Raw genomic sequence first — 25,301 nt, 5'->3', positions numbered from 1 at the left:
GAGTCTAAAAGATTTTACTTTTTTCAGAAAAGTGATAATATAGCCGTACAATACAGAAGGAGGGATGCCGATTGTCGCTGCCCTATTTAAAAGAAGCCATAGAAAATGACGATAAAGAAAAACTGATTCGCTATGTGCGGCTGCATTTTGGCGATGGAAATGAGGAAGCTGGGAAAAAGGAGATAGATAAATCCTGGATAGAAGCGTTAAAATTATTGCTGGATTCGTCTGAAACAGATCGCGAGTTCATTTTTGAGACATTGGAGAATAAAGATGCTGAGACTTTGGCTCATTTGTACTTTAGCCTCCATTTCTACTTCGTAAAAAGATCGGGGGAATGGATTCATGACGGAAATCTATAAACAGAAGCAATTGCGCACAGAAGTATGGAACACGGTGAATGAACGGTATCCTGGCTCCATGATCTCAAAAGATGATTATGTGCCACTGTCGTTTCTAAAAAAGCCGCTCTCAGAGTCCAAGCTTACATTTATAAGCACATCGGGTGTGCAGCCGGTGGGGACGCTGCCTTTTGATACGGTCCATCCTATTGGAGACTATACATACCGGAAAGTTCCATCCAGTCTGAAGCCTGATGAATTGGAAATTCATCAGCTGAAGTACCCGACAGTGGGAGCAAATCAGGACATTAATGTGATTTTTCCGATTGAGCGGTTGCAGGAACTAGCTCAAGAAGGCGTGATTGGTGGCCTGACTGAGAATTTCTTTTCTTTTATCGGCTATAATATGGATCCCGAACAGCTCGAACAGAAGCTGGCGGAGGATATTGCAGATGCTGCGGTAAGAGACCATGCGGATATCGCTTTGCTTAGCCCTGCATGACCGATTTGCCATCAGTCTGTCGCGCTCGTGCAGCGCGCTTTAGAGCGAAGAGGAATTCCTACTGTTTCGCTGACAGTAGCCCTTGATATAACCGAAAAGATTAAGCCGCCACGCTCCATGTTCTTGCCTTTCATGATGGGCCATCATTTTGGAGTACCGTATCATAAAGAGCTCCAGCGTGAAATCATCCTCGAAGCGCTTGAACATCTGGTCGAGGCCAAAGAAAGCGGAGAAGTTAAGTTTCCCGATTTCAGCTGGACAAAAGCAAGAAAAGAAGGGATTGCGATTAAGCGATCACTTGGGTTAAAGTAATTTTTGCTGAAACGGATAGATAGAATAACTCAAGAAATGATTGATATAGTGTAAAAACCCAGTTCACAGTGAACTGGGTTTTCTTGTGGCAGGGAGGTATGTGCGCCAGTCTCCTTGCGGCTGATTAAGTAACCAAAAGGTCTGTCAGAATCTAATGGCGTTGCAATTAACGGCCGATTTTACATAAAACGTTTGTATAGAAATGGGACAAGGGTATTGTTGTTATAAGAATTCTAACTTAGGTTACATCCAAGTTCCGCTGTTCTGACTGTATAAGAACTGAAGGGAGGTCAATGTTATCTTTAAATTGATCAAACAAGTGATAAGGATCAATACTGCTAAAGTTGTGGTGTTTGCCAGCCTTTTTTATATCGCCAGCGCTTATATCATTTACTATATCGAACCCGAAACATTCGGAAATCCCTTTAATGGCTTGTGGTGGGTCTTAACTACGGTGACTACTGTCGGTTTTGGTGATTATTCTCCTGTCACAGTGCCTGGCAGGATTTACGGGATGTTCCTGTTTTTATTCGGCATCGGCCTGATTGGTATTATACTAGGGAAAATCGTGGATTCGTTCACTTATTATGGGAGGCTTAAAATGGAAGGAAAGCTGAATTATACTGGAAAAAAACATTTTTTGATCATCGGATGGTCAAAAAGTGTCGAAAAGACCATTATAGAACTTCTGCTGAATAGAGGCCTTAAAACAGATGTGGTGCTGATTGACAGTCTGAAAGAATCTCCTTTTAAGCATGACCGGTTCCATTATATTCAGGGAAACCCGACAGATCCGAAGATTTTACGGCAAGCGAACATCGACCATGCTGATGCTGTGGCAGTTTTTGCTTCTGACTATGATTATGAAGTACAAGCTGATGGCAAGACGCTCCTCATTGCGTCCGCAGTGGAAAGGTATGCGACAGAAAGAGGAATCGAAATCTATACCATAGCTGAAATTACACATAAAGATCATATCGGGATGTTCAGGCATGCTGACGTGGATGAATTTGTGCTCTCCAGTGAATCGTTCCCTCAGTTAATGACGAAGTCGCTGATGCACCATGGAGCCAGCCGATTATATATGCAATTGCTCAACCATGCATACGGGGAAAATATTTGGGAAATTGAGTCGAAATCATCCTGGAAAACATATGGTGACGCATTTGAATCATTATTGCAACAGGGTGCTAATTTGATAGCAGAAGGGCATGATCTAAGCATAGTCCGGCGGCTGGAAGATCCGATTCCGGAAGGGGCCCGCCTCTATGTGATTTGTGACCAGGCGACTTATGAGAAGTTAACGTTAATGGGACAATAAAACCAGGAATTTTGAAAGTATGATAACAGAGAAAGTGCCTGCGGATTATGGGGCACTTTCTCTATTTTTAATCTCTGAAATTTATGCTGGAACCGTAAAAAAGAATGACCTTAAACGACAAGACTAAAAATCTTTCCTGATCTATGTTATAAATGAACAGGAAACCGGCAGGTGAAACAAAGCAGATTCAGTTTGCTGGATTGCCTGAAGGAATGAAAGGATTGATTTTTTGTTTGATTATAAGAGTATAAACTGGGAAGGGCTGCTTGTTGATGCAGGATTGATTGCAGCTCAGATAATTGGAATCGTGATTGCATTCTTTATCGTAAGAGCAATCGGCAATAAAGTGATTAGCCGCTTTTTCGGTAAGTTACTGAAAAAAGGCGACGTTACAAAAGGCCGCGCTTTGACGCTTCAAAGCTTATCGGAAAATGTTTTTGGCTATGTGCTCATTTTTATTCTCGTAGCTACGATTTTCAGCATATTCGGATTGTCCGTCGCGAGTTTGATTGCCGGAGCCGGGATTGTCGGGTTGGCAATCGGGTTTGGGGCTCAAGGTCTTGTCAGTGATGTGGTTACCGGCTTCTTTTTATTGCTGGAGAAACAGATTGACGTCAATGATTACGTAACGGTGGGAAGCATCGACGGCATTGTCGAAGCAGTTGGGTTGCGTACAACGCAGATCCGTAGCTTTGACGGAACGCTGAATTACATTCCGAACCGCGACATCACCACTGTTAGCAACCATTCGCGCGGCAATATGCGCGCACTTGTGGATATCGGGGTGTCTTACGACGCAGACATCGACAAGGCGATTGCGGTCATCCAGGCGGCATGCGAAAATGTTACGCTCGAAAACGAAACGATTGTGGAAGGCCCGGATGTCATTGGCGTCCAAGGTTTTGGCGCATCCGATGTCACTTTACGCATCATCGCTAAAGCGAAGAACGGGGAGCAATGGGCGGTCGAACGTCAATTGCGCAAAGCCATCAAGGAAGCGCTGGATGCAAACGGCATCGAAATTCCATTCCCGCATCAGGTGACTATCCATAAGAATTTGGAGATGGCGGAACAGAGGTAAGGAAATACAGAAGTAGGCTGTACAGGAAGTTGAAAGAGGCTTCTTGTGCAGCTTTTTAGTTTGAAAGATTTTATTTCATTTGGAATAAAAAATTTTACATAATATTGTTCACCTTTCCTTAAGAAGAACGTTTATAAGAGGGGAGGCCGGTGAATGAGCGATTCGATGATGGACCAAAAATTATATGATTACTTAAAGATAGTGAAGTCCTATTTGATGAAGATGGGTGCTTCAAAAGAAGATGCAGAAGATATCGTTCAGGATACCGCGTATAAATTCATCCTCTACATAGATTCCATCAACCATAAAAATGTGGAAAGATGGCTGTTCCGCGTTGCAGTTAATGGTTACTACGATTTATACCGCAAGCGATCGCGGAGGCAGGCGATCGATCTGAAATTCAATTATCAGCAATTGTTTGAAGAATTTACGCCGGAACAAGCGGTGCTGCAGAACGAAACCCGGGAAGATGTAGATGGCGTATTGAAAAAGTTAAAGCCGAAGCATCAGCAGGTACTGCTATTGAAATACAGCCTGGATCTTGCAATCCGCGAAATTGCCGAGCTTTATCAAATGAAGGAAGACTCGGTCAAAACGACTTTGTACCGGGCGCGCAAAGAATTTGTGAAAGAGTACAGGAGGCAAGGGTATGAAGGATAAAAATGATCTATTTCCCGGAGACGGCGATTTTTCGAAACTGGTGAAAAAAGCGCAGAGAAAGTCATTGATCCGCACTATATTAGTTTCGGTAATCGTGAGTGCTCTATTGTTTGCTGGTTTGATGTGGCTGGGGACGTTTTTGATGTATAAACATATGGAGGACGAAAACAATTACGATTACGCCACTGGCTTTATCCGGGGAGCGAATGTGGAAATGGGCGGGTCTCTGTTTAATTACACTCCTTTTTCAGCACATGCCATAACTTCTTCTACGAAATATGTGGCAGGTGTGCCGGTTCCTTGGGAAACTCGGGAAAAGGTCTTTACCATTTTCGGTTCTTCCCGACCGGTGCAGGCTCCTTCTTATTCTGGAAGTGGGAATATTGAAGATGACCGAATGGTGATGTATTTTCAGGGAGAGCGACTGGTGGAATTTTACTCACCTGAACTCGATTATGAATTTGTACCGGATGAACGTGAGCTGCTGGATGAAGCAGGGGAGAATCAAGTCTTGGAAATGGCGTTTTCGTTTGATGCGGCTTATGGAGTAGAAGAAGTGGAAGAGATTTTTTCGGACCAGCTGAATTGGTATTGGGTGGATGTCAGCGGGTCTGCAGTCCAGGGAGAAGAACAGCAGCCGGTATATGGATATGAAGCTTACGGCTTTTTCCAAAATCGGGATGCTTTGGAGTCTGCAGAAGGCTTTATCCAGCAAATGGAGTGGCTGCGAGATGAAAAAGGCCATTTCCAAGAGGAGGCTGGACGAATTTACGATGTTGTCGGGGGTGACAGTTCTTCCGAGGAAGTTCAGGCTGAGGAATTAGAAGTTTCAGGAGTCGTGGTTACCGGTTCTCCGGAAGAATTGATGGCTTTTTCTGAACTTCCGATGATTCGGGCGGCCGTTATAGGTGCAACTACTGATAAATATTGAGATTTTTGATTAAAAGGAGGCTTTTCGCTCAGCGAAAAGCTTCTTTTTTGGTTTTTGGAGCTTTAAGAAAGGGCTAAGAAGGTGGCTTAGAAGACTACTGGAAGTTCAAAACCAGTTTATGGGCGATTAGAAAAAAATACGGGCGGTTAAATAAATTTGTGGGCGATTAAAAAAAAATACGGGCGATTAAAATGATTTGCGGGCGATTAAAATTTTTTATGGGCGTTCAGCAATACTTAACGAATTCTATACCTCCAATCTGTTCACCTTTCCCTCAGAGAAACGTTTTAAAGGTGAAAGGGGCTAAGACATGGGGAGAATATCTGGAGGAGTTCAATCGAAAAATGAACAATTTAGCTTGTTGGTCAAGCGTGCGAGAAAGCGAGCCGTGTTGAAAACTATTCTAATTTCAGCAGGCACCAGTTTCGTGTTTCATTGCTTGATTCGCAGAGAGTTTCCTGGACATAGAGAGAAAGGGTGGAAGAGATGTTGAAATCGAAAATCACGATGGCTGTGGGAAGTGTAATAGGGATATTCGTAGTTGTGTATGGAACGGCCCTGTTATTAGGACTGCTTTTTGATGCGTATCTGTTTGAAGGTGGATTAACGAATTTAAACTATGGATTATTGGCGTTATTGTGTGCCTTGCCATTTGCAGTGATCGCTATGGTTGGAAGAAACGGTGATGAAAATAAAAGAGCTTTAATCATCAGTACTTTATTGTTTTCAATATTATTCGTATTGGTTCATCTGGTGCTGGTCTTGTCTGCGGAAGTAATGGATGCGGGCAGGATACTGGTGATTTTCCCGGTGAGCGCGTTGCTGCTGGCAGTGGTTTCGTATTTTACGACAGGAAAAGAAAAGGCTGTGTAATAGTTACAGGAAGGGCTAAGCAATTGAGCCTTTCCTTTTTATTTTAAGTAAATATTTTTGAAGAGCGTAATTGAAAAAGTTATAAGAAAATCTGGATATCATTGTTATAATATAGGGAGATCAGATGGAAGTTATTAACTGCTTTGACAGATACACAAGTTTATTCGAAAAAAGGTGGTGGAAGAGGCTAAGTGAAAAATGAAAAGAAAAAAACAGCAATGGACAATATTGCTTTCTCTCTTTTGATGGCGATAACTCTTGGCGGTATAATTTATTATGTTTATTTTTTGACACCTAAAAATTCGCTTGAAATGTATCAGGAGTTGCGTTTTGCTGACGATTTCAAAGAAGCACAAAAACAGGTATTGGAAGGCTAAGAAAATAATTTTACACGAGAAGAATTTGAATTTATTCAAGAAAATAATCCGGATACGATAAAACAAGTGACACTCTTTCAATATAACCAGCAAACTAATGTAATCATGACGTCGCCCGGAACCGAGAAATTGAAAGTTCTCGATGTGGAGGAAATGCCTGAAGAGGCAAGGGAATTCTTCTTGGAGTTAGGACAATAAAAACTAAAGGGGAAAATAAAATGAATGATGCACTTTACATAAATCTCGGGGATATTGTTGCGACGATTTTTTTACTGGGCGTGCCTGCGATCTTATTCTTTGTTTTCTACAGAGCATTCAAGCTCGATAAGAAAAAAGCGAGCGAGCGGCTGGAAAAAGAGAAGGAAAATACGATTCTTCTGCAAAAGCACTTAGACGAATTGAATGAACGGGTAAAAATCCTTGAAACGAAACTGAAAGATCTGAATCGATGAAATGAAAAAGCCTTAGCGGCCGCTAAGGCTTCCTTTAAACCATGGAGTTTTTCGCGCAGCGAAAAACATCCGCTGTTGCTCTTTGAAATAGGCGAGAGGGTGATCAATATAAAGTCTGGTTGCTTGTTTTCAAGGAACGCTTCGTGTGTTTTTTCCAGAAAAATGGATTTACTGTCCGGAACAGCTCAAATACTGTCCGGAAGCCGGAATCACCATAAAAATGCCAGTCCCGCTTGAGTGCGGGACTGGCATTTCGAGTTGATTTATGTCCAGACTCCAGCGTCCAACTCCTCGAGTCGTAAGGCGCTCTGACTAGGCGGCTGAAATTTCGCTCTGCCAGTTTTCGGGGATTTATAGTGCTCCTGCATCGCTACGCTAGCTTCGTCGCAAAGAGTTGGCCGAATTTCCTTCGTCCAACTCTTAGCTGAACGGCCGTTTCCGCTTTTCGTCGTGTCCAGACTCCAGCGGCCCAGCTCTTCGGGTCATAAGCCAGCCCAGCTTTGGCTGCTCCTGCATCGCTGCGCTGCTTCGTCGCAAGAGATAGGCCCAAACAAGTTTGGGCTATCTCTCGCCGTCGCTTTTCTAATTAAAAAGCAGACGTCCAACCAGCATCAGCTGTTACAACTGTGCCGTTTACGAAGCTTGCTTCGTCTGAAGCCAGGAACAATGCTACTTGAGCAATTTCTTCTGGTTTACCGATGCGCGGAATGACACCCTGCACGGCTTGCAGACGGCCAGCGCCGAATTGACTGACATTCTTCATTGTAGAAGAGATGTTGGTTTCTACTGCACCCGGTGCGATTGCGTTGCAGCGGATGCCTGAGTTTGCGTACATGTAACCAGTGTTTTTGGTCAATCCAACAACAGCGTGTTTCGAAGCGCCGTATGCAGCACCTGCGTGAGCACCGTTCAATCCGCCTGTTGAAGCTGTGTTGACGATGACGCCTTTGCCTTTTTCAAGGAAAATCGGAATCGCTTTACGAGTAGCGCGCATGACGCCTTTCGTGTTTACATCAAAGATCATGTCCCATTTTTCATCTGTGATCTCGCCGACTGGCTCGAAGCCGTCCATGATACCCGCGTTGTTGACAAGGATGTCCAATGTGCCAAATTCATTTACTGCTGTATCAATCATGTTGTCGATGTCTTCCTGGCTCATGACGTTCACTTTCACCGCTTTGGCTGTTCCGCCATTCGATGAAATGCCTTGCACCACCGCTTCAGCGCCGTCCAGATTCATATCCGCAACAATCACTTTCGCGCCTTCAGCCGCATACAATTCCGCAATCGCCTTACCCATTCCGGATGCAGCTCCAGTAACTACCGCAACTTTACCTTCTAATCTCATCAATAAAACCTCCTCATATTTAATGAACAAGTGTACAATAAAATTATAATCCCTTAAAGTAAGAACATTCAATAAACAAAAAAGAAGTAAATGTTCATTAACGTACAAAACAATAAAATCTGTTCATTAAGAGGTGGGGAAATGAAAACAGACTTGCGGGTATTCAAGACAAAAGACGCTTTGCGGAACGCACTCATGCATTTATTGGAACAAAAGAGCTTGAACTCGATTTCAGTCACGGAATTGTGCCAGCTGGCAAAGGTCAACCGGGGGACGTTTTATGCGCATTATGGCCAGGTTGAAAATCTGTTTGAGGAATACTTCAAAACCATCATGAAAGACTTGGCCGATTCCTATCAGGAACCGTATAAATACGTGAAAAACCTGCTGTCGAAAGACGTCAATCCGGCCACTATCCGCATTTTCCACCATATCGAAAAGTACGAAACCTTTTATCGAATCGTTTTTTCGAGAACCGTGCCGCTGTCCTATTATTACCTGCTCTTTGATCATGTTCAGTCACTAATCAGGGATGATGTCAGCGAGCATTATCTCAACGGAATCGACATCGACATCTCTATGGTGAGCGCCTATCAGGCTAACGCGATTCTGGGTCTCGCAATCGAGTGGCATCGCCAGGATTTCAAACAGAGCGCCGAGGAGATGAACCGGCTGCTGGTCAGGATTTTAAGTATATAAATGTATGAGGAAAAGAGGTTTTATATGAATAAAACAGAACACCCTGCTTTATTGACAGCACCAGAACTTAAAGAAATACTGAAACAGATTCAACTCGGAGAAAAAGAATGGGACGGAGAAGATGGAGATGTGCTCATCGCATCGATGCTCGAGCATATCGGTTCAACAGACAGCACGCTGCGCGACGCATATATCTACGGGACATTCTGCAAGTTGGAGATGGAAAAGAAACTGGACGACAGCTTGCTGAAGGAACTGCTTGATACTTGCTTAACAACCGATATGCTGTTCAAAGGCATCAGGGAAACAGGGAGGGATTCGGTATTTACAAGGTCTTTTACAACCCTGTTAGTCGCCGTTGTACTTTACAGTGATAATGAATCAGAATTTCTGTCTGAAGAAAAAATAAACGAAGTCAAAAATAAAATGATTGTTTATATGAACGCCGAAAAAGATTTGAGAGGGTTTGTTGCTGGAAAAGGCTGGGCACACAGCATTGCTCACGCAGCGGATGTTTTTGATGAGTTGGCTAAAAGTCGTTTCACAGACCCGGAAATGTTTGCAGAACTTTTGAGTCCACTTTGGAAAAAGGCTTTGGTTTCTGACACAGTCTATATCCATGATGAAGAAGAGCGTATACTCAATCCGATTGTGGAAATGCTGAAAAGGGGATTGGACTTTCAAGTTGTTGAGAGCTTGCTGCAGGAATTGCCTGCAGATATGGAAAAACGAAAAGCGCAGCTGGAAGAAGAGAATTACTGGTTTTTAATTGCCAACTCCAAGAAGTTCCTAAAAAGTTTCTACATTCAAATTGAAGATTCATCGGAGTTGTCAGAACTCCAAGAGAGTATCCGAAGCTGTTTATCTCAACTTTGAGTACATTTAAATCGATGCATAAGGGGTGACTTTAATGGAAACACTGGAAACTGACCGTCTTTATTTGCGTGAATTCAGAGGAGACGATTGGAGCGCAGTCCACAAATACGCATCGCTGGAACAAGTCAGCAGGAATCAGCCATGGGGGCCAAATACGATAGAAGAAACGAAGGCATTTGTGGAGGAAGCTTTGGCGGATTCAAAGAAGACGCCTAGAACCCGCTACATCTTTGCAATCGTTTTAAAAGAACAGAACGAATTGATAGGTGCTATGGAACTCAATATCAGAAGTGCCGCGAATAAATCAGGGGAAATCGGCTATATCGTCAACCCGGATCATTGGGGCAAAGGGGTAGCCACAGAAGCTGCTTCCCTGATAATCGGCTTCGGTTTCAATGGATTGATGCTTCACCGAATATATGCGACCTGTGCTCCAGGAAATGAAGGCTCACAAAAAGTGCTGGAAAAGCTGGGCATGCATTTTGAAGGCAGGATGCGGGAGACTGTGCTGCTGAAAGACGGTTGGCGCGACTCGAATTTGTTCAGTGTATTGGCGGGGGAATGGCTGGGGAAAAGAAGCGCTTCAAAGAGTAAGGATGATAGGGAAGATGGCTATTAAAAAGATAATCATAGAATTTATTGAAAAAAATATAATACCGGCAGAACCAGCAGAATTTAAAAAACTGAGCGGCGGAACTGTCAGTGAGCTGTATTTTTTGAAAGTAAATGACTTAGAGTATGTGCTGAAGTTGAACGATCCGGCCGTTACTGAACCTGAAGCATTATTCCTGGATACATATGAAGAGGTTGGATTGCTGCCAAAGATCCTTTATGCTGCACCATCCAAAACTTATATTGTTTATTCATTCATAAGTGGATCGACTGACTATAATGGAAGCAGCAAAAAAGAAGTTTTGAAAGAGCTGGCGGAAGGGCTCCTCAATAAGTATGCAGCCGTTTCTTCTGAATCGGGCTGGGGCTGGGTGGATTCGCCGTCAGCTTCCTGGCAGGATTTTTTAAGAAATGAAGTAAGCTATGCGCAGAAATCGATCGGCTCTTTGCTTGGGCCAGTTGATCATCAATTTGTTGCTGACCTTGTCGGAAAAATTGAACCGAGTACTGAATCTTATTTATTGCACGGAGACTGCGGTTTCCATAACTTCATTTTTGACGAACAAAATTTAGTTGGCGTTATTGACCCTGCTCCAGTTATCGGAGCTCCGGGTTATGATTTGGTCTATGCATTTTGTTCAACACCCGATGATTTAACAAAAGAGACTTTCGACTATGCAATTCACTGGTTAAAAGAAAGACCCACCGAAATATACAAACTCGTGCTCATCGGCCTATATCTCAGAATTGCGCTGTGCTGCAAACACCATGCTAATGATTTAACTCTCTATTTAAAAGTGTGGCCTGAATGGTTGGAGATAACAGGATATGCAACGAGGCCATAGAAAAAACTGCACCTCCGTTGTTAGTTATATCTAACAACGGGGGTGCAGTTTAGTATGGGGGGGCCTTTTTGAGTTCGGCGTTAAGGATTCAATTCAAAGTTGTTTCACAGCTGCTTTTTATTAATCCATTATCGCCCAGTAAGCCGGTTTCACTTCGTAATCCAGTCCGAAAACAAATGGCGCGTCCACACCGACGCCGTCATTGTAGTCTTCGGCACGATCATTCAACCAGGTGTGATTATCGGCGATGCCCCAGAATGTGACACTGCTGATTTTGTCATCCAGTTTTTCATATAGTTCAAACAAGGCGTCATAGCGGTCTGCCTGCGCTTGGAAACGTTCTTCAGGAATGTCATCGTAAGTCGCATATGCCGGTCTTGGCGGCCAGCCGTAAAGACTGATATCCAATTCCGTAATTTGATTGTCCAATCCAAGACTCGCGAACATATTGATGGAATCCTCGGTTTCCTGGAGTGAAGGCCAGCCGATTTGGATATGCCCTTGATGGCCTACGCCGTCAATCGGCACGCCATCTGCCAATAAATCTTTGACGAGATTATACAAATCCGTCCGTTTAGGTTCTACTTCGGTATTGTAATCGTTGATATAAAGTTTTGCGTCTTTGTCAGCAAATCTTCTGGCAGTCTCAAAAGCGACTTTGATATAGTCAGTCCCTGTAAGTTGATACCACTGGGATTCACGAAGGCCACCGCCATCATCAATGGTTTCATTGACTACATCCCACGAATCGACATCATGTTTATAGCGTTTAACAATTTCCTTCACGTGCTTTTCCACACGTTTTAGTACAATCTTTTTGTTTTTCTCACGCTGTTTTGCATCAGTTTCATCCACCATCGGTTTTCCGTTTTCATCCAGGAAGAACCATTCTGGTACTTGGCTGTGCCAAATTAGTGTATGAAAGCGAACTTCCATGTTATTTTCTTTCGCGAACTCAACGATCTTATCTGCTTCCTCAAAATTAAATTTACCTTCTTCAGGCTGGATTGAAATCGGCTTCATGACATTTTCAGCCACAATGCTATTGTAATGGTGCTTCAATACTTCGCCACTTTCGCCTTCAAGTTGAAATGGCTCGACGGCAGCGCCGATATCAAAGGAATCCGCATAACGTTCTGCAATGGAATCAACATCCAACGCCTTAAGGGAGTCTTCAGCGCTAGCGGAACTATTTAGTCCTGCAGGTAACAAGAGGGCTAATGTTAAGCCGGTAATCATGGGTTTACGTAGAACTTTCAACATTTCTTTCTCTCCTTTTAAAATCAATTTTTTAAAAAAGGTTTTCTGAAATCTCCAATCCTACCTCCATTCTCCAGTTTTAAGCTCACACCGCAAAATATAGAAAGCGCTTTCAAAATATAAAAAATATCGCTATGTAAACTCAAACTGATTATAGCAATGATAATTTAGTTTGTATATCGAATAAACTAAGTTTTTGCAATTATTCGTAAAAAGGGTAATAAAGTAATGGGAAATTTTAGATCGTACTTAACAAATAAATTTTAGAATAGTACGAAAATAACTGTTATAGGGAAATAAACCCACAAAGCAAAAACCAATTGGATTCCTGCTTAAAACTACCAATACCTAATCCCGGAAAAGTATTATCCTTAATTTCCAAATAAACTGAAACGTTTTGCAATTCTCCCCGTATTAATATAGTAGGCAGTTTGAATAAAAATCTATTTAAGGGGGAGATGGACGAATGTTAGAATCAATCGGATACGCCACACTGGGGATTGCGGTGCTGATCATCGCTGTTCTGGCTGGTATCGGGTATTTTTTCTGGGTTAGATTCCGTTACCGCACCGCCAAATCAAACGAAGCATTGATCATTACAGGGCCGAAACTGGGGGATCCTGAAAAAGATACGAATATATTTACGGACGAAGAAGGAAGGTCCATGAAGATTATCCGGGGCGGCGGTTACCGTCTGCGCCGTTTCCAGACTTCCACACCTGTCAATCTGACTTCATTCCAATTGAAGCTTTCGACACCGCGCGTTTACACAATTGCCGGAGTGCCGATTGTGGCGGATGCAGTAGCCATGGTGAAAGTAGCGGATACGTTAAACGGCATCGCGAATTACGCTGAGCAGTTCCTCGGCAAAGAACAGAATGAAATCGAAACGGAAATCATCGAAGTGCTTGGAAGTAACCTGCGTGCGATCCTGTCCAAAATGACAGTTGAAGACATTAATGGAGACCGAGAGAAATTCAATCTCGACGTCCAGGAAGTTGCCCAAAAACAATTGGATTTAATGGGCTTTAAAATCACGTCCCTTGGTCTGACGGATCTGCGGGATGCGGACGAGACGAACGGCTACCTGGAAAACCTTGGCCGGCCGCGAATCGCTGAAGTCCGCAAGCGGGCTGAAATAGCGGAAGCGGAAACAGACCGCGAAACCCGGATCCAGCGGGCGCGTACTGACCAGGAAGCAAAAGAAGAAGAATACAAGCGCCAAATTTCAATTGCTGAATCGCGTAAAGAGAAAGACATCAAAGATGCCGCGTTCAAAGAAGAAACTGAACGGGCCCGGGCGAAATCCGAGCAATCCTATGAACTGGAAAAAGTGAAACTTGCGAAAGAAATACAGGACGAAGAGTTGAACCTGAAATTCATGGAGCGGGAACGCGCCGTTACATTGGAAGAAGAGGAAAGCAAAGTCCGTAAGACAAAAGCGGATGCCACTTATTATGAAACAACCCGTTCGGCTGAGGCGGAAGCCCGCAAGTCGGTCATCAGCGGCGAGGCGAAAGCGAAAATCCGCCGCGACGAAGGTGCCGCAGAAGCTGAAGTTATCCGTGAACGAGGAAAAGCGGAAGCCGAATCACGCAAATTGCTTGCTGAAGCGATGGAACAGCACGGCGATATCATCATCACCGAGAAGTTGATCGATATGCTGCCGGTATTCGCAGAAAAAGTCGCTCAGCCATTGAACAATATCGATTCAGTGAAAATCATCGATTCCGGCAACGGTCAGGGAATCCCTTCATTCGGCCGCAGTGTCACCAAAACGATGGTCGATATGCAGGAGCCATTGAAGGAAATGACAGGAATCGATGTCGGAGAGCTATTGAAATCCTATGTCGGCAAAACGCCGGGCGGCATCATTCAATCTGCCCCGGAGCCTGAGCCGACAGAAGAGAAGCAGGAAGATTTGACGGACCAGCCTCAGAAAGAAGAGGAATAACCCACAAATTTTTCGGCTGAAAAGTTATCAACAATTATTTTTCTGTAGATAAAGATTTAAATTTTATTTAGCCAGATACCCACTGTGTATAATTATTGGAGAAAAAGCTGCCTCGAGCAGCTTTTTTCTTTTTTGCAGGTAAAAGATTTCTTATCAATCTGAAAAGCTGATCAGAAACTTCTTGCAGAACCTAGTATTTCATTATATGATGTAAAACGTAATAATTACTATTTATGAATTGATAATTTTTAAGGAGGAATAAATATGAGAGTCAACATTACATTGGCGTGCACCGAGACGGGGGACCGCAATTATTCAACGGTAAAAAATAAGCGCAATAATCCGGAACGGATCGAATTGAAGAAATACTGTCCGCGTCTTCGCAAAGTAACGTTGCACCGAGAAACAAAATAAAAAAATTTGCGATTTTACAAATCGTAATGATTACCAATAAGGAGGGAGCACGGATGGCTAAAAAATCTAAAGTGGCAAAAGCACGGAAGCAGGTGTTGGCGGTTGAGCGCTATATCGATTACCGGAGAGAGCTGAAAGCAAACGGTGAATATGAAGAATTGAATAAGCTGCCCAAGGATTCGTCGCCCGTCCGGTTGAAAAATCGCTGCATGGTGACCGGCAGGCCGAGAGGCTATATGCGTAAATTCGGCATGTCCCGAATCGCCTTCCGTGAACTGGCTCATAAAGGGCAGATTCCAGGAGTCAAAAAAGCAAGCTGGTAATATACAAAAAAACTTAAAAAATGAATTGAGGAAATCCAGATGAGAAAATTATTGATACCAATGCTGTTATTGATTTTGATAGTAAGCGGCTGCGGAAACGCTGAAGAAAGTACAACTACTGCAGAAACAGACGATGCAGCAACTGAAGAAAAAATGGATATCTACACGACCGTTTATCCCCTTACATACTTCACGGAACGTATTGGCGGCGAACGCGTGAATGTACAGTCGATCTATCCAGCGGGTGCGAACGAGCATACATTTGAACCGACACAAAAAGACATGATTGCGCTTGCTGATGCAGACGCCGTTTTCTACATCGGATTGGGCCTGGAAGGTTTTATTGACAGTGCTAAACAGACTTTAAGCAATGAAAATGTAGAATTCGTGGCCACTGCAGAATCAATTCCGGAGGCGGAGCTTGGTGAAGGGGATTCGCATAATGAGGAAACAGTAGAAGAAGAGCATGATTACGCGCATGAAGAAGAAACAGAAGAAACGCACGACCACGCACATGAAGAAGGACCGGAAGAAGAGCATGACGATCACGCACATGAAGAAGGAACGGAAGAAGAGCATGACGATCACGCGCATGAAGAAGGAACAGAAGAAGAGCACGAACATGCGCATGAAGTGGATCCGCATGTCTGGATTTCTCCGGTACTCAGTCAACAGCTCGCGGAATCCATCAAGGATGAATTGATCGAGCGTGACAGCGAAAATGCAGAAGAATATGAAGCAAATTACGAGCAATTGATTGAAGAGTTGCAAGAGCTGGACCAGTCATTCGAAGAAATGGCAGCTGCCGCTGAACAGAAAACTTTCTTCGTATCCCACTCGGCGTTTGGCTACTGGGCAAATGCATATGATTTGGAGCAAGTGGCGATAGCAGGGTTGAACAGCCAGGACGAGCCATCTCAACAGGCGCTCGTGAATATTGTGAAGCAAGCGGAAGAGCTGAATATCGACTATATCGCTTTCGAGCAAAATGTTTCTTCCCGATTGACTGAAGTGATTCAAAAAGAAGTAGGTGCTGAAGCAGTGCAATTGCATAACTTGAGTGTTTTAACACAAGAAGAAATCGATGCAGGCGAAACGTATTTTTCATTGATGGAAAAGAACCTCGAAGTGATGGAGAAAATCATGCAGTAATTAACTAAAGAGTTCTGCTTTATAACCTTTGACCAGACATTAGAAGGAAAACAGCAAAACAACTCGAATTCTATACAGGAAGAAAGTAAACCACCGAAAAGGGGTGCCTGTATGAATTTTCGCTTTGAAGAAGCCATTCAATTGCTGGCGCGAACACCAGCCAGTCTGGAGGCGTTTCTTTCCGGCTTGCCGGAGGGATGGATCCACTGCAATGAAGGCGAAGGGACGTGGAATGCAGAAGAAGTGATTGCTCACTTGATTGAAGCGGAGATAAGCAATTGGATTCCACGGATTGAAACACTTCTTCAGTATGGTGAAGACCAAACTTTTCCGCCATTCGACCGGTTTGCCCATCTGGAAACTACAGCTGACACGACTATTGAACGGAAGCTGGCGGCATTCAGAAAGATACGGATGGCCAATCTGGAGAAGCTGAAAGAACTGGTGAATCCAGAAAAAGACCTGGATTTGCGGGGCATCCATCCCGAATTCGGCTCAGTCACTTTAAGCGAACTGCTCTCTACCTGGGTCGTCCATGATTTGACGCATATTTCGCAAATCACACGTGTTATGGCTGAAAGATACCGTGAAGACGTTGGTCCTTGGGAGCAATACTTGAGTGTTTTGAAAGCGAGAAAGTGATGGGGAAAGAAGCTCAGCTAAATAAGGAGAATGCAAAAAAAGCGCCCCACTGCAATGGATGCAGTGAGGCGCTTTTAGCGTAGGAATGGGAGAATCGCTGATAAACCGTTAAAAATCGCCGATAAACTTCAAAAAATCGCTGATAAACGATCAAAAATCGCTGATAAACGATCAAAAATCGCTGATAAACCTCGATAAATCGCTGATAAACCCAAGAAAATCGCCGATAAATCCAATGACGCTCTTTCTTTATTCCTTCGAAACCAAATCAGCAATCAATATAAAGCGTTCGGGAGCATCAGAGCCGATGAAGTCGAACGGATAGCAAGTTGAAACCGTCAGTGTAGCCTTCGGTTTCGGCACAATCACCGTGCGGTCATCCGCATCCACAATCCGGGTTTTTCTCACTTTATAAGTAAACTTTCCAGCCGACGTCTCGACAATCAGCAGATCGCCTTTACCTACTGCACCTAATTCGCGGAACACCGTATCCATATGGCCGGAAAGAACCGTATTGTCGTTTTCTCCCGGCAATACGCTGTCAGCAAAATGGCCGACGCCTTTCAGGAGCTCATCTTCATCGGTGCCGTGAAAAATAGGTAAAGTCGCGCCGATTGCTGGAATCATAAGGTCACCGATGTTGTCGCCTTTCTTAGGGCGCACCGGATAAAGAACCTCATCTTCATCATCTTCCGGCAGTTCAACTGTTTCGGTGGAAGGTGCCGTCTTGGCACTGACTTCTACTTCGCTGACCTGTCCGGTTTTAAAAAGCAGATAGCCCTTCAGGAAAGAAGCGGCGTTAGTGCCGCTGAACCAAAGACCGAATAGAATCATTGATAAAGCCAAGGCCGACAAAATGAATTTTTTACGGCCGGCCCCTTTAGTGCTTTTAGTTCTCATCAATCAGTTGCTCACAGTTTTCATGCGACGGAATAATAGAAGGCCGATCAATACGAACGCCAATCCGACCAATGCATTGCTCACATAATCAGTGGCAGTTTTCGGAAGTTTTCCGCCTTTAGTAGTTTGTACAGCTTTTGTATCTTTTTTCACGGACTTCACTTCTTTTTTAGGAGCTGCAATCACTTCTTCAACTACTACAAGGTCCTTGCCTGTTTCTTTAATGATTTCAGAACCGAACATTTCCGCTGTCAAAACGATGTCAGCAAGGAATGTACCTTCACGATCAAAGATTTCAATCAGCAGATCTTTGCCGTTAGTTGTTTCCAAAGCCAATAGTGAAGTCAATGTAAGTGCAGTTTTTTCTTTTCCATCAGTCAGGTAATACTTTGTTTCAACTTCAAACAAATTCATCATGTCGTTGAAAATATCCAACAGTACCGCGATTTGTTCTGCATCTAGGTCATCCATGCTTTCAAAATATGCAACTGCATCCAAGCGCTGCAATAGAGCATCCAATTCATCCAAAAATGCTTCATCTTCAAAGTTCAATGTCATAAAGTGTTCTAACAGACGGTCCAATTCTTCTTCAGTAAGACCGACTTCTGTAAAGATATCCATATCATTAAGGTCGATATAGTTCTCTTCATCCAAGTACCATTCAACATAGAAATAAAGATCTTCATTGAAAATGATATACATATGGCTGTCCAATACATCCTGGCCTTTTTCAATGTCACCGAATTCAACAAGCAATGCATTCAACTCTTCACGCGTCAAATCGAAGTCTTTCAATACTTTCTGTACGCCTTCTTCAGATAATGGCGTTCCTAATTCCGAAACGTCTGAGAAATATTCAAGGCCCCAATCTTTGCTTTCAAGGTAAGCCAGGTAATCTTCCTTAGTCCAGTTGATGCCTTTAAGGAATTCTGTAAATTCCTCGCCGTCTTCATCAATCATGCCGAAGTCTTCAGTCAAATAATATTCTGTGTAAAAGTAAAGCTCTTCATTGAAGATGAGGTAAGTTCCATCCAGAACGTCTTCGCCTTCTTCGATATCACCGAAATTCACCAGTAATTCGTTCAATTCTTCACGCGTCAGTTCGAAGTCTTCCAGTACAGTCTGAATGCCTTCTTCAGACAATGGTGTTCCTAGTTCAGATACATCACCGAAATCATCCAGGGACCAATTTTTCTCCATCAGGTAATTTATATAACTTTTTTTGGACCAGTTGATTTCCGCAAGGAATTTCTCAAATTCAGGATCGTCTTTCGCAATCGCAAAAGTTGAAGCAGGTAAAGCGGAAACCACCAATAATACTGCCATCAATAAAACCAATAATTTTTTCATCTCTTTCCCCCATCTAACAAAATTGTGATATCCAGAAAATTATAATAGGAAAATCCTGAAGGTAATATAGGTACAAAGACCTTAATTTCAAAAAAGTACCAAAATACTGTATTATTTATACCAGTTCAACTTAACTTATGAAGAAAAGGGGGGGATAGACATGATAAAAGCAGTCATTTTCGATCTGGACGGAACGTTGCTGGACCGCGATAAATCAGTGAAAAAATTCATTTATAGCCAGCATAAACGTTTGGAAAGCGCTCTGGGTCATATTGATCAGTCGCATTATACTCAGCGATTCCTCGAACTGGATAACCATGGATACGTGTGGAAAGATAAGGTCTATCAGCAATTAATCGAGGAATTCGATATCACCGGTATGGCCAAGGAAAAATTACTGGAAGACTACTTGACTCATTTCGCTGCACAATGCATTCCTTTCCCTCATCTTGTCCCAATGCTTAAGGAGCTGAAAGCCCATAATATCCTGCTCGGCATGATTACCAATGGCTATACGGATTTTCAGTCAGGCAATATCGAGGCTCTTGGCATAGAGCAATATTTTGATGCCATTTTGATCTCTGAAAAGGAAGGCTTGCGGAAACCGGATAAACGGATATTTGAAAAAGCGCTTGAACGTCTCGGTGTACAAGCGGATCAGGCTATCTTTGTCGGGGACCATCCTGCGAACGATGTGGAAGCATCAGCTAACGCGGGGATGACGAGTGTCTGGAAGCGGAATCTGCAATGGGAAACTGCTGACGCTCATTTTATCATCGACGGCCTGGATGAAATTCCAGGACTGGTTCAGAAATTGGAGAAGCAAGCGGAACTTGGAATAAAGCGCAGCAACTAAACAAGAATATTTCTATATGTGTTAAAATGCATGCAATGCAACGGACTAGGGAAATGAAAAAGGAGCGGGAGCTAATGCAAAGAAGATTTTATAGAAGAGTTTTCGTAAGCCGATTGTCTGACGCGGTTTCCCGCTGCCATTTTTTCGCCAATAAAAAATCGAACACTGGCTGGACGGAATTTGCCCAGACGAAAGTGGTGCCCGAGTACGTTGCTATTGATAAAACCGGCAAACAAGTTACAGCGATTGTGAAATATGAAGGCAAAGTGTATTTAACAGTAATAGTTGATCTTGCCCGCAACACTGTAAAGGCTGAAGGCAGTTTGAAAAAGATTAAAAAAGTGATCCAACCTTTCACTAAGCAACGTTATATAGACATAATCGAAGAGGAAGCCCGATTTCTTGTAAGCGATTCCGAAGCTTGATACTCAAACTCACTTGAAGTATTTTAGGGAAAAGAAAGGGATAAAGATGAGAAAACTTACCGTTTTTATGGTTTTCAATCGCTTTTCGCCTGCGAAAAGCATCCATTCAACGTTATTTAGAGCAGGAAGGAGCGTTTTTTTCTATTGAAGAGGGACGTTCGGGATTATATCTACGTTCAAGAAAATATATCTACGTTCAGCAATTGAGGAGGCACTTTATGAGAGCAATTAGAATCATCTTCTTGATCCTTATATTAGTTGCCGTCATTTACTGGCTATGGACGGGTGATACTCAGTTTTTGCCTTATGTTATGCTTACTGTCTCTACTTCGATGCTGTTCACACCGTTCCCATCTTAGCAGCACCGCCCAAAGTTTTATTCACACAAATTTAACATGATTGCTTTATGCGACGTATCAAAATCACATACTATTAGAAGGTCAGAAATATTTAAAAGTCTAACCGGATAGAAGGAGTACACAATGAAAAAATTAGCAGCAATCGCATTTCTACTATTATTTTTACCAGTTACAGCACACGCACACTCAGGTTTATCCTCTTCAATGCCAGCGGAAGGTGCAACTCTCGAAGGATCACCGGAAGAAATCCAATTCCTGTTCGAGTCGCCAATCCAGCAGGGGGATATGACGATCAAGGATGAATCGGGCAACACCGTAGAAGTATCCGACATCGTATTTTCTGAAATGGAATTGACAGGGCAATTGGCGGAAGAACTTCCAAACGGTGCCTACACGGTGGACTGGAGCGCTATCAGCCAGGACAGTCATGAGGTAACCGGCACTTTAACGTTCAATATCGCAGCGGAAGAAACTGAAGAACCTGCGGCAGAAGAAGAAACAACTGAAGAAGCCGCAGAAGAATCGGCTTCAGAAGATGCCACTGAAACAACAGAGCAATCAGAGGAAGCGGATGTGTCCTCAAGCGAGCAGTCAGAAGAAGCCGCGGCTCCGGCAACTGAGCCTGCAACGGCGGAGACTCCTTGGATTACCATTATCATCATCGCCATCTTTGCAATCGCAGCAGTTACATTCTTCGTGATGGCCAGAAGAAAATGATTCTGTTCACCACCATTTCGGATTTTCTGCTTTACGCAGTAATGTCTTTTTTGGCCGGGGTACTGGTTCTGCAATTTGTGCCGGAGCATCGTAAGCCGGTAATCACGGTTAAGAAGTCAGCGATCCTGCTGGCGATTGCCTCCATCCCGCTTCTGTCAGCAGCACCGGCAATCCAGTTGATCAGCCTGTTGATGAATAACGCTGACTTCATCTCCGCGGTCTGGACGTCGATTACCGAGTTCCAGGTCGGCCAGAGTTTCGCATTCAGTATTTTCCTGTCATTTTTCTGGTTCGGCGCGACGGCGGTCAACAGTTCAAGGTACATCCTGGCTTTCTGGTTCCTGCTGTCCATCCTTAACGTCGGATTCGGCAGCCATGCGGCATCACTGGATTTCATCCCGGGATTATTGAGCCATACATTGCATTTTTTGTCGCTGACCCTTTGGGCTGGTGTATTAATCCTGGTCACCTGGTTTGCTCCGGCACTATCCAATTGGCGCAATTTCCTCAAATGGTTTACGCCTTTCGCGTTCACTATGGTGACGATTCTCTTGGTAAGCGGCTTCGCTGTCTGGTTAATGTTTTCCAAACCCGCCGACTACGTTGCTTCCTGGGTGCTGCCATACGGACAGATGCTGCTCTTAAAGCACTTGAGCATTTTGCCTCTACTCACGGCAGCATTCCTTAATGGCTTTGGCAATAAAGCGAAAGAACCTTCCCGCAATTTATTGAAGCTTGAAACTTATATGCTTGGCTTGGTCTTATTGTTTACAGCGGTTATGAGCAAGCTGGCGCCGCCGCATAACATCAGCAATACGTTTTGGACGGAAAGAATGGCGCCGCTTCTCGAATTAATTATCGGAGAACAATACTTGCCGATCACACCGCAATTTGTCTTTTCACTTAACGGCATCCTGCTGTTGTTGATCGGGGCGCTCGCCATCGGGCTCATGATCATGAGTTTTTACAGAAAAATTCCATTATGGCTGTCCTTTGTCTTCGGAATCGGCTTTGTCGTCAGTGTTTATACGGGCTTAATGATGAATTTGACCTTTTAATATGGAACAGTAGACTTAAAATCAATTAGCAAGAACTCCATATTCCAATTAAATGCTCATCAAATAGCAGGTTGATTTAAGCAAAACTGCCATAAACGCCATTTTACAATAGTAAATAGAACCGTAATAAAGCCGTCCCGAAGTTTAACTTCCGGGATTGGCTTTTTTTATTTAATCCCGCCGTGGCAGAGCTGGGCCCCGGTAAGTTCCAGCAAATATTCGAATCACTTCGCATTACAAATATTATATTCTGATTAATATAATAAAAATATGATTAATAGCTCGTGTGCAGGGTAAATATGTAAGAAGAAATATTTATATGTAAGTTTATAGGAGGTGCATATTGTGGTTGGTAAATCAGCAGTATATGGAAACTTAAGGGTGGAAGAAAAAGATCTATTGAAGAAATCACGGCAATGCTTCGCAGGTGAGGATGACAAGAACACGAGGAACGGTGAAGTATTCATAATTTATTTCCTGAATAACTGCTCATCGGAAGGCGTTTTGTTCAAAACGATTAAAGAAATCACAGCCGACTTGAATATGTCTCATGCAGCTTTGACAAGAGTATTAAAAACATTGGAAGATAAACAGTTTATCTATCGCCGCAATGGCATTATCGGATTACATCAAAAATAATCGGCCACAATAGGGGAAAGTATAAAAATATGATGAAAAGAGGTAATGGAGGATGATGAATGCGCTCAGTGGACTGCAGGAGTTGAGAAAAGCCAAGGGATTATCCTCAAAAGAACTGGCCAGGCAAATTGGTGTTGCCACCAGTGCAATCTGGGCTTATGAAAACGGCACGAAAAAAATATCAGAAGACCACGCAAATCGTCTGGCGGAATTTTTTGATGTGCCAGCTGAAACGCTGATGTGAGACTAAACAGATTCTGCTTTTTATAGAGGGCAGAGCCGAAGGGAAGTGGACTCCATGAAAAACACAGAAGCTGCAACAAATCATTTTTACAGGGAACGTGCGTTTACGGAACTTGCTGAAGGTTTGGAAGGCCATCAGCAGGAAGTAGCCAAAAATGCTTTATGGGAAATTCAAGTGCTGAAGCGGGAGGTCCAGTTATTGCGCCGGGACAAAGAAACGCTCCTGCACGATAAAAAAGAGCTTAGAGAGTCCTTGAAAAGCGAGAAATACCGCTCCAAGGAAATGGTCCGATATTTTAGCCGCTGGACAGAGGAATACGCAAAAATCATTAAGATACCAATTAATATGGAGAATGAAACGCATATTCGCCAGCATTATTTTTCATTGCGTGAATCCGCCAAAAATTTGGTGCACAGCTGCAGAAGGAAACTGAAGGAAATTGATTTCGCAATGGAAGAAGAGGAGCGTTCATCTTTCAAGAGGCATTGACCGGCCCAAGGCTTTAAAAAACTGCAGCACGATTGGACAAACTTGCATGGAAAGGACGAAACCGTATGTTTAACTTTGGAATAAGAGAGGTGGGAATCGATCTAGGTACCGCCAATACATTACTGGTATTGCAGAATAAAGGAATTATTATGCGCGAACCATCAATGGTGGCGGTCGATGGCGGAAACGATGAAGTGATTGCGGTCGGCAAGGATGCTTTTGCAATGAATGGGCGCACTTCCGGCGGCATCAAAGTCAGCTACCCAATGCGCTGGGGAGTGATTGCGGACCATGAAAAAGCCATCACGATGATCAGCCGCTTCTTAAAAGAAGTGACAAAAACGGTTGGGAACCTGAAACGGAAGATTTTTGTCATCAGCGTCCCGGTCGGAATTACGTCTGTCGAGAAACGGGCAATCCTTGAAGCGGCGAAAAGGGTCGGTGCAAGGGAAACTTTGACGATAGAGGAGCCTTTAGCAGCGGCAATTGGAGCCAATCTGCCGGTCTCTGAACCTGAAGGATTGATGGTAGTGGATATTGGTGGCGGAACAACCGAAATGGCTGTCATTTCATCGAACGGCATTGCTGTCAGCAAGTCCTTGAAGACCGCAGGGCAAGCAATGGACCGCATGGTGGCAGAATACATCCTGAAAAAATTCGAATTGAAAATTGGGATGCGGACAGCGGAACAATTGAAAATCCGTCTGGGCACAGCTGTAGAAGGCGAAGGCCAAAAACCTCAGGAGACATTTGAAATCGGCGGCAGCGATCTTTTAACCGGACGGCCGAAAATAATTGAAGTTACATCTGCTGACATAGAAAAAGCCTTAGCCGATTCAGTGATGGGCATTGTCGACGGAGTCAAGCGCACGCTTGAAATCACTCCACCGGAACTGGCCGCAGATCTTCATGACCGGGGAATCGTACTTACCGGCGGCGGTGCGCTCTTGCACGGCCTGGACAAAAAACTGGCTGAAGAAATCCAGGTGCCAGTCACTCTTGCAGAAAATCCGATGGACTGTGTGGCACTGGGAACTGAAAAAGCCATGCGTGACCTCAATAGCCTGCGGCTTCCGTCTTACTGAGTTTATAGTAATTACAAGTTGAAAAGTCACTCTCCGCCACTATAGGAATTGCCGCCTCCGCCTGCGCTGTAATTAGAGCTTTCACCCGGTTTTGCATGGGAATTTATCGATTGCTGTGCCGTGTTATTGTTCTTTTTTCTTCTCCAGTCAATAAAACCTGCAAACCCAATCATGCCGAATACCATCACAAAAAACCATATCATT

At 43.6% G+C, this 25,301-nt stretch carries 33 protein-coding genes; 28 read left to right on the top strand and 5 right to left on the bottom strand.

Features of this window, described 5'->3' with window-relative positions:
* Nucleotides 1-71 precede the first annotated feature (71 nt).
* From DP120_RS02970 to DP120_RS02920, 10 genes are all read left to right on the top strand, one after another.
* Nucleotides 72-362: a hypothetical protein gene (locus DP120_RS02970; protein ID WP_112221687.1), complete on the top strand. Its 291-nt coding sequence runs from the start codon at nucleotides 72-74 to the stop codon at nucleotides 360-362.
* Nucleotides 346-843 carry a glycine/sarcosine/betaine reductase selenoprotein B family protein gene (locus DP120_RS02965; protein ID WP_112221686.1) on the top strand — a complete coding sequence of 166 codons (498 nt, stop codon included), beginning with the start codon at nucleotides 346-348 and terminating at the stop codon, nucleotides 841-843. The genes DP120_RS02970 and DP120_RS02965 overlap by 17 nt, the downstream gene beginning before the upstream one ends.
* A gap of 27 nt (nucleotides 844-870) precedes the next feature.
* Nucleotides 871-1,155 carry a hypothetical protein gene (locus DP120_RS02960; RefSeq protein WP_133257366.1) on the top strand — a complete coding sequence of 95 codons (285 nt, stop codon included), beginning with the start codon at nucleotides 871-873 and terminating at the stop codon, nucleotides 1,153-1,155.
* A gap of 307 nt (nucleotides 1,156-1,462) precedes the next feature.
* Nucleotides 1,463-2,476: a potassium channel family protein gene (locus DP120_RS02955; protein ID WP_112221684.1), complete on the top strand. Its 1,014-nt coding sequence runs from the start codon at nucleotides 1,463-1,465 to the stop codon at nucleotides 2,474-2,476.
* Between the two features lie 229 nt (nucleotides 2,477-2,705).
* Nucleotides 2,706-3,557, top strand: coding sequence for a mechanosensitive ion channel family protein (locus tag DP120_RS02950; RefSeq protein ID WP_112221683.1), 852 nt, complete (start codon nucleotides 2,706-2,708; stop codon nucleotides 3,555-3,557).
* Nucleotides 3,558-3,710: 153 nt separating this feature from the next.
* On the top strand, nucleotides 3,711-4,217 hold the full coding sequence (locus DP120_RS02945) for an RNA polymerase sigma factor (protein ID WP_112221682.1): 507 nt from the start codon (nucleotides 3,711-3,713) through the stop codon (nucleotides 4,215-4,217).
* Entirely contained in the window at nucleotides 4,207-5,148 is a 942-nt protein-coding gene (locus DP120_RS02940; RefSeq protein ID WP_112221681.1) for an anti sigma factor C-terminal domain-containing protein, read from the top strand. The genes DP120_RS02945 and DP120_RS02940 overlap by 11 nt, the downstream gene beginning before the upstream one ends.
* A 486-nt stretch (nucleotides 5,149-5,634) precedes the next feature.
* Entirely contained in the window at nucleotides 5,635-6,021 is a 387-nt protein-coding gene (locus DP120_RS02930; RefSeq protein WP_112221679.1) for a hypothetical protein, read from the top strand.
* Nucleotides 6,022-6,212: 191 nt separating this feature from the next.
* A complete protein-coding gene (locus tag DP120_RS02925) occupies nucleotides 6,213-6,398 on the top strand; it encodes a hypothetical protein (protein WP_112221678.1) in 186 nt (61 codons plus the stop codon).
* 218 nt (nucleotides 6,399-6,616) lie between these two features.
* Complete coding sequence (locus DP120_RS02920) at nucleotides 6,617-6,850, top strand: hypothetical protein (protein WP_112221677.1); 234 nt, start codon at nucleotides 6,617-6,619, stop codon at nucleotides 6,848-6,850.
* Between the two features lie 586 nt (nucleotides 6,851-7,436).
* On the opposite strand, the gene DP120_RS02915 is transcribed toward DP120_RS02920, so the two are convergent.
* Nucleotides 7,437-8,198 (bottom strand): SDR family oxidoreductase, encoded by a 762-nt coding sequence (locus DP120_RS02915; protein WP_112221676.1) that lies wholly within the window; start codon nucleotides 8,196-8,198, stop codon nucleotides 7,437-7,439.
* Between the two features lie 141 nt (nucleotides 8,199-8,339).
* Between DP120_RS02915 and DP120_RS02910 the strand changes: the two genes are divergently transcribed.
* Genes DP120_RS02910 through DP120_RS02895 form a run of 4 tightly spaced genes read left to right on the top strand, consistent with a single transcriptional unit; the run spans nucleotide 8,340 to nucleotide 11,230 of the window.
* Nucleotides 8,340-8,897 carry a TetR/AcrR family transcriptional regulator gene (locus tag DP120_RS02910; protein ID WP_112221675.1) on the top strand — a complete coding sequence of 186 codons (558 nt, stop codon included), beginning with the start codon at nucleotides 8,340-8,342 and terminating at the stop codon, nucleotides 8,895-8,897.
* A 24-nt stretch (nucleotides 8,898-8,921) separates the two neighbouring features.
* Nucleotides 8,922-9,773, top strand: a complete 852-nt coding sequence (locus DP120_RS02905) for a DUF2785 domain-containing protein (RefSeq protein ID WP_165843704.1) — start codon at nucleotides 8,922-8,924, stop codon at nucleotides 9,771-9,773.
* Between the two features lie 34 nt (nucleotides 9,774-9,807).
* Nucleotides 9,808-10,392 (top strand): GNAT family N-acetyltransferase, encoded by a 585-nt coding sequence (locus DP120_RS02900; protein WP_112221673.1) that lies wholly within the window; start codon nucleotides 9,808-9,810, stop codon nucleotides 10,390-10,392.
* Nucleotides 10,382-11,230, top strand: coding sequence for an aminoglycoside phosphotransferase family protein (locus DP120_RS02895; RefSeq protein ID WP_165843703.1), 849 nt, complete (start codon nucleotides 10,382-10,384; stop codon nucleotides 11,228-11,230). The genes DP120_RS02900 and DP120_RS02895 overlap by 11 nt, the downstream gene beginning before the upstream one ends.
* 120 nt (nucleotides 11,231-11,350) lie before the next feature.
* On the opposite strand, the gene DP120_RS02890 is transcribed toward DP120_RS02895, so the two are convergent.
* Nucleotides 11,351-12,493, bottom strand: coding sequence for an endo-1,4-beta-xylanase (locus DP120_RS02890; protein ID WP_112221671.1), 1,143 nt, complete (start codon nucleotides 12,491-12,493; stop codon nucleotides 11,351-11,353).
* A gap of 463 nt (nucleotides 12,494-12,956) precedes the next feature.
* Between DP120_RS02890 and DP120_RS02885 the strand changes: the two genes are divergently transcribed.
* The 5 genes from DP120_RS02885 to DP120_RS02865 all read left to right on the top strand — a co-directional run bounded on the left by DP120_RS02885 (nucleotide 12,957) and on the right by DP120_RS02865 (nucleotide 16,975).
* The gene (locus tag DP120_RS02885; RefSeq protein WP_112221670.1) at nucleotides 12,957-14,444 is read left to right on the top strand and encodes a flotillin family protein; all 1,488 of its coding nucleotides are present in this window, start codon (nucleotides 12,957-12,959) and stop codon (nucleotides 14,442-14,444) included.
* Between the two features lie 264 nt (nucleotides 14,445-14,708).
* Nucleotides 14,709-14,858 carry a 50S ribosomal protein L33 gene (rpmG, locus tag DP120_RS02880; RefSeq protein WP_112221669.1) on the top strand — a complete coding sequence of 50 codons (150 nt, stop codon included), beginning with the start codon at nucleotides 14,709-14,711 and terminating at the stop codon, nucleotides 14,856-14,858.
* Nucleotides 14,859-14,911: 53 nt separating this feature from the next.
* On the top strand, nucleotides 14,912-15,181 hold the full coding sequence (rpsN, locus tag DP120_RS02875) for a 30S ribosomal protein S14 (protein ID WP_112221668.1): 270 nt from the start codon (nucleotides 14,912-14,914) through the stop codon (nucleotides 15,179-15,181).
* Between the two features lie 39 nt (nucleotides 15,182-15,220).
* Nucleotides 15,221-16,333: a metal ABC transporter solute-binding protein, Zn/Mn family gene (locus DP120_RS02870; RefSeq protein ID WP_112221667.1), complete on the top strand. Its 1,113-nt coding sequence runs from the start codon at nucleotides 15,221-15,223 to the stop codon at nucleotides 16,331-16,333.
* Between the two features lie 111 nt (nucleotides 16,334-16,444).
* On the top strand, nucleotides 16,445-16,975 hold the full coding sequence (locus tag DP120_RS02865; RefSeq protein ID WP_112221666.1) for a DinB family protein: 531 nt from the start codon (nucleotides 16,445-16,447) through the stop codon (nucleotides 16,973-16,975).
* Between the two features lie 249 nt (nucleotides 16,976-17,224).
* On the opposite strand, the gene DP120_RS02860 is transcribed toward DP120_RS02865, so the two are convergent.
* Both DP120_RS02860 and DP120_RS02855 read right to left on the bottom strand, forming a co-directional pair.
* Complete coding sequence (locus DP120_RS02860; RefSeq protein ID WP_112221665.1) at nucleotides 17,225-17,875, bottom strand: class D sortase; 651 nt, start codon at nucleotides 17,873-17,875, stop codon at nucleotides 17,225-17,227.
* 3 nt (nucleotides 17,876-17,878) lie between these two features.
* Entirely contained in the window at nucleotides 17,879-19,225 is a 1,347-nt protein-coding gene (locus tag DP120_RS02855; protein ID WP_112221664.1) for a processed acidic surface protein, read from the bottom strand.
* Nucleotides 19,226-19,385: 160 nt separating this feature from the next.
* Here DP120_RS02855 and DP120_RS02850 point away from each other — a divergent pair, with 160 nt between their 5' ends.
* The 9 genes from DP120_RS02850 (at nucleotide 19,386) to mreB (ending at nucleotide 25,097) form a co-directional block, all read left to right on the top strand.
* Nucleotides 19,386-20,081: an HAD family hydrolase gene (locus DP120_RS02850; RefSeq protein WP_112221663.1), complete on the top strand. Its 696-nt coding sequence runs from the start codon at nucleotides 19,386-19,388 to the stop codon at nucleotides 20,079-20,081.
* 74 nt (nucleotides 20,082-20,155) lie between these two features.
* Nucleotides 20,156-20,506, top strand: coding sequence for a hypothetical protein (locus tag DP120_RS02845; RefSeq protein ID WP_240611949.1), 351 nt, complete (start codon nucleotides 20,156-20,158; stop codon nucleotides 20,504-20,506).
* A 218-nt stretch (nucleotides 20,507-20,724) separates the two neighbouring features.
* Nucleotides 20,725-20,865: a hypothetical protein gene (locus DP120_RS18350; protein WP_165843702.1), complete on the top strand. Its 141-nt coding sequence runs from the start codon at nucleotides 20,725-20,727 to the stop codon at nucleotides 20,863-20,865.
* A 123-nt stretch (nucleotides 20,866-20,988) separates the two neighbouring features.
* Nucleotides 20,989-21,582 carry a copper resistance CopC family protein gene (locus DP120_RS02840; protein ID WP_112221662.1) on the top strand — a complete coding sequence of 198 codons (594 nt, stop codon included), beginning with the start codon at nucleotides 20,989-20,991 and terminating at the stop codon, nucleotides 21,580-21,582.
* Nucleotides 21,507-22,640 carry a copper resistance D family protein gene (locus tag DP120_RS02835; RefSeq protein ID WP_133257364.1) on the top strand — a complete coding sequence of 378 codons (1,134 nt, stop codon included), beginning with the start codon at nucleotides 21,507-21,509 and terminating at the stop codon, nucleotides 22,638-22,640. Before DP120_RS02840 ends, DP120_RS02835 begins: the two co-directional genes overlap by 76 nt.
* 345 nt (nucleotides 22,641-22,985) lie before the next feature.
* On the top strand, nucleotides 22,986-23,279 hold the full coding sequence (locus tag DP120_RS02830) for a MarR family transcriptional regulator (protein WP_240611948.1): 294 nt from the start codon (nucleotides 22,986-22,988) through the stop codon (nucleotides 23,277-23,279).
* A 52-nt stretch (nucleotides 23,280-23,331) separates the two neighbouring features.
* Entirely contained in the window at nucleotides 23,332-23,523 is a 192-nt protein-coding gene (locus tag DP120_RS02825) for a helix-turn-helix domain-containing protein (RefSeq protein ID WP_112221660.1), read from the top strand.
* 54 nt (nucleotides 23,524-23,577) lie between these two features.
* On the top strand, nucleotides 23,578-24,012 hold the full coding sequence (locus tag DP120_RS02820) for a hypothetical protein (protein WP_112221659.1): 435 nt from the start codon (nucleotides 23,578-23,580) through the stop codon (nucleotides 24,010-24,012).
* A gap of 65 nt (nucleotides 24,013-24,077) precedes the next feature.
* The gene (gene mreB / locus DP120_RS02815) at nucleotides 24,078-25,097 is read left to right on the top strand and encodes a rod shape-determining protein (RefSeq protein ID WP_112221658.1); all 1,020 of its coding nucleotides are present in this window, start codon (nucleotides 24,078-24,080) and stop codon (nucleotides 25,095-25,097) included.
* Between the two features lie 26 nt (nucleotides 25,098-25,123).
* Here mreB and DP120_RS18345 read toward each other — a convergent pair whose 3' ends face one another.
* Nucleotides 25,124-25,300 carry a hypothetical protein gene (locus DP120_RS18345; protein WP_165843701.1) on the bottom strand — a complete coding sequence of 59 codons (177 nt, stop codon included), beginning with the start codon at nucleotides 25,298-25,300 and terminating at the stop codon, nucleotides 25,124-25,126.
* Nucleotide 25,301 lies beyond the last annotated feature (1 nt).

Origin of the sequence: Planococcus halotolerans (genome assembly GCF_003289955.1) — a bacterium.
GTDB classification, from domain to species: domain Bacteria; phylum Bacillota; class Bacilli; order Bacillales_A; family Planococcaceae; genus Planococcus; species Planococcus halotolerans.
This window is presented reverse-complemented; position numbering and strand designations above follow the sequence as displayed.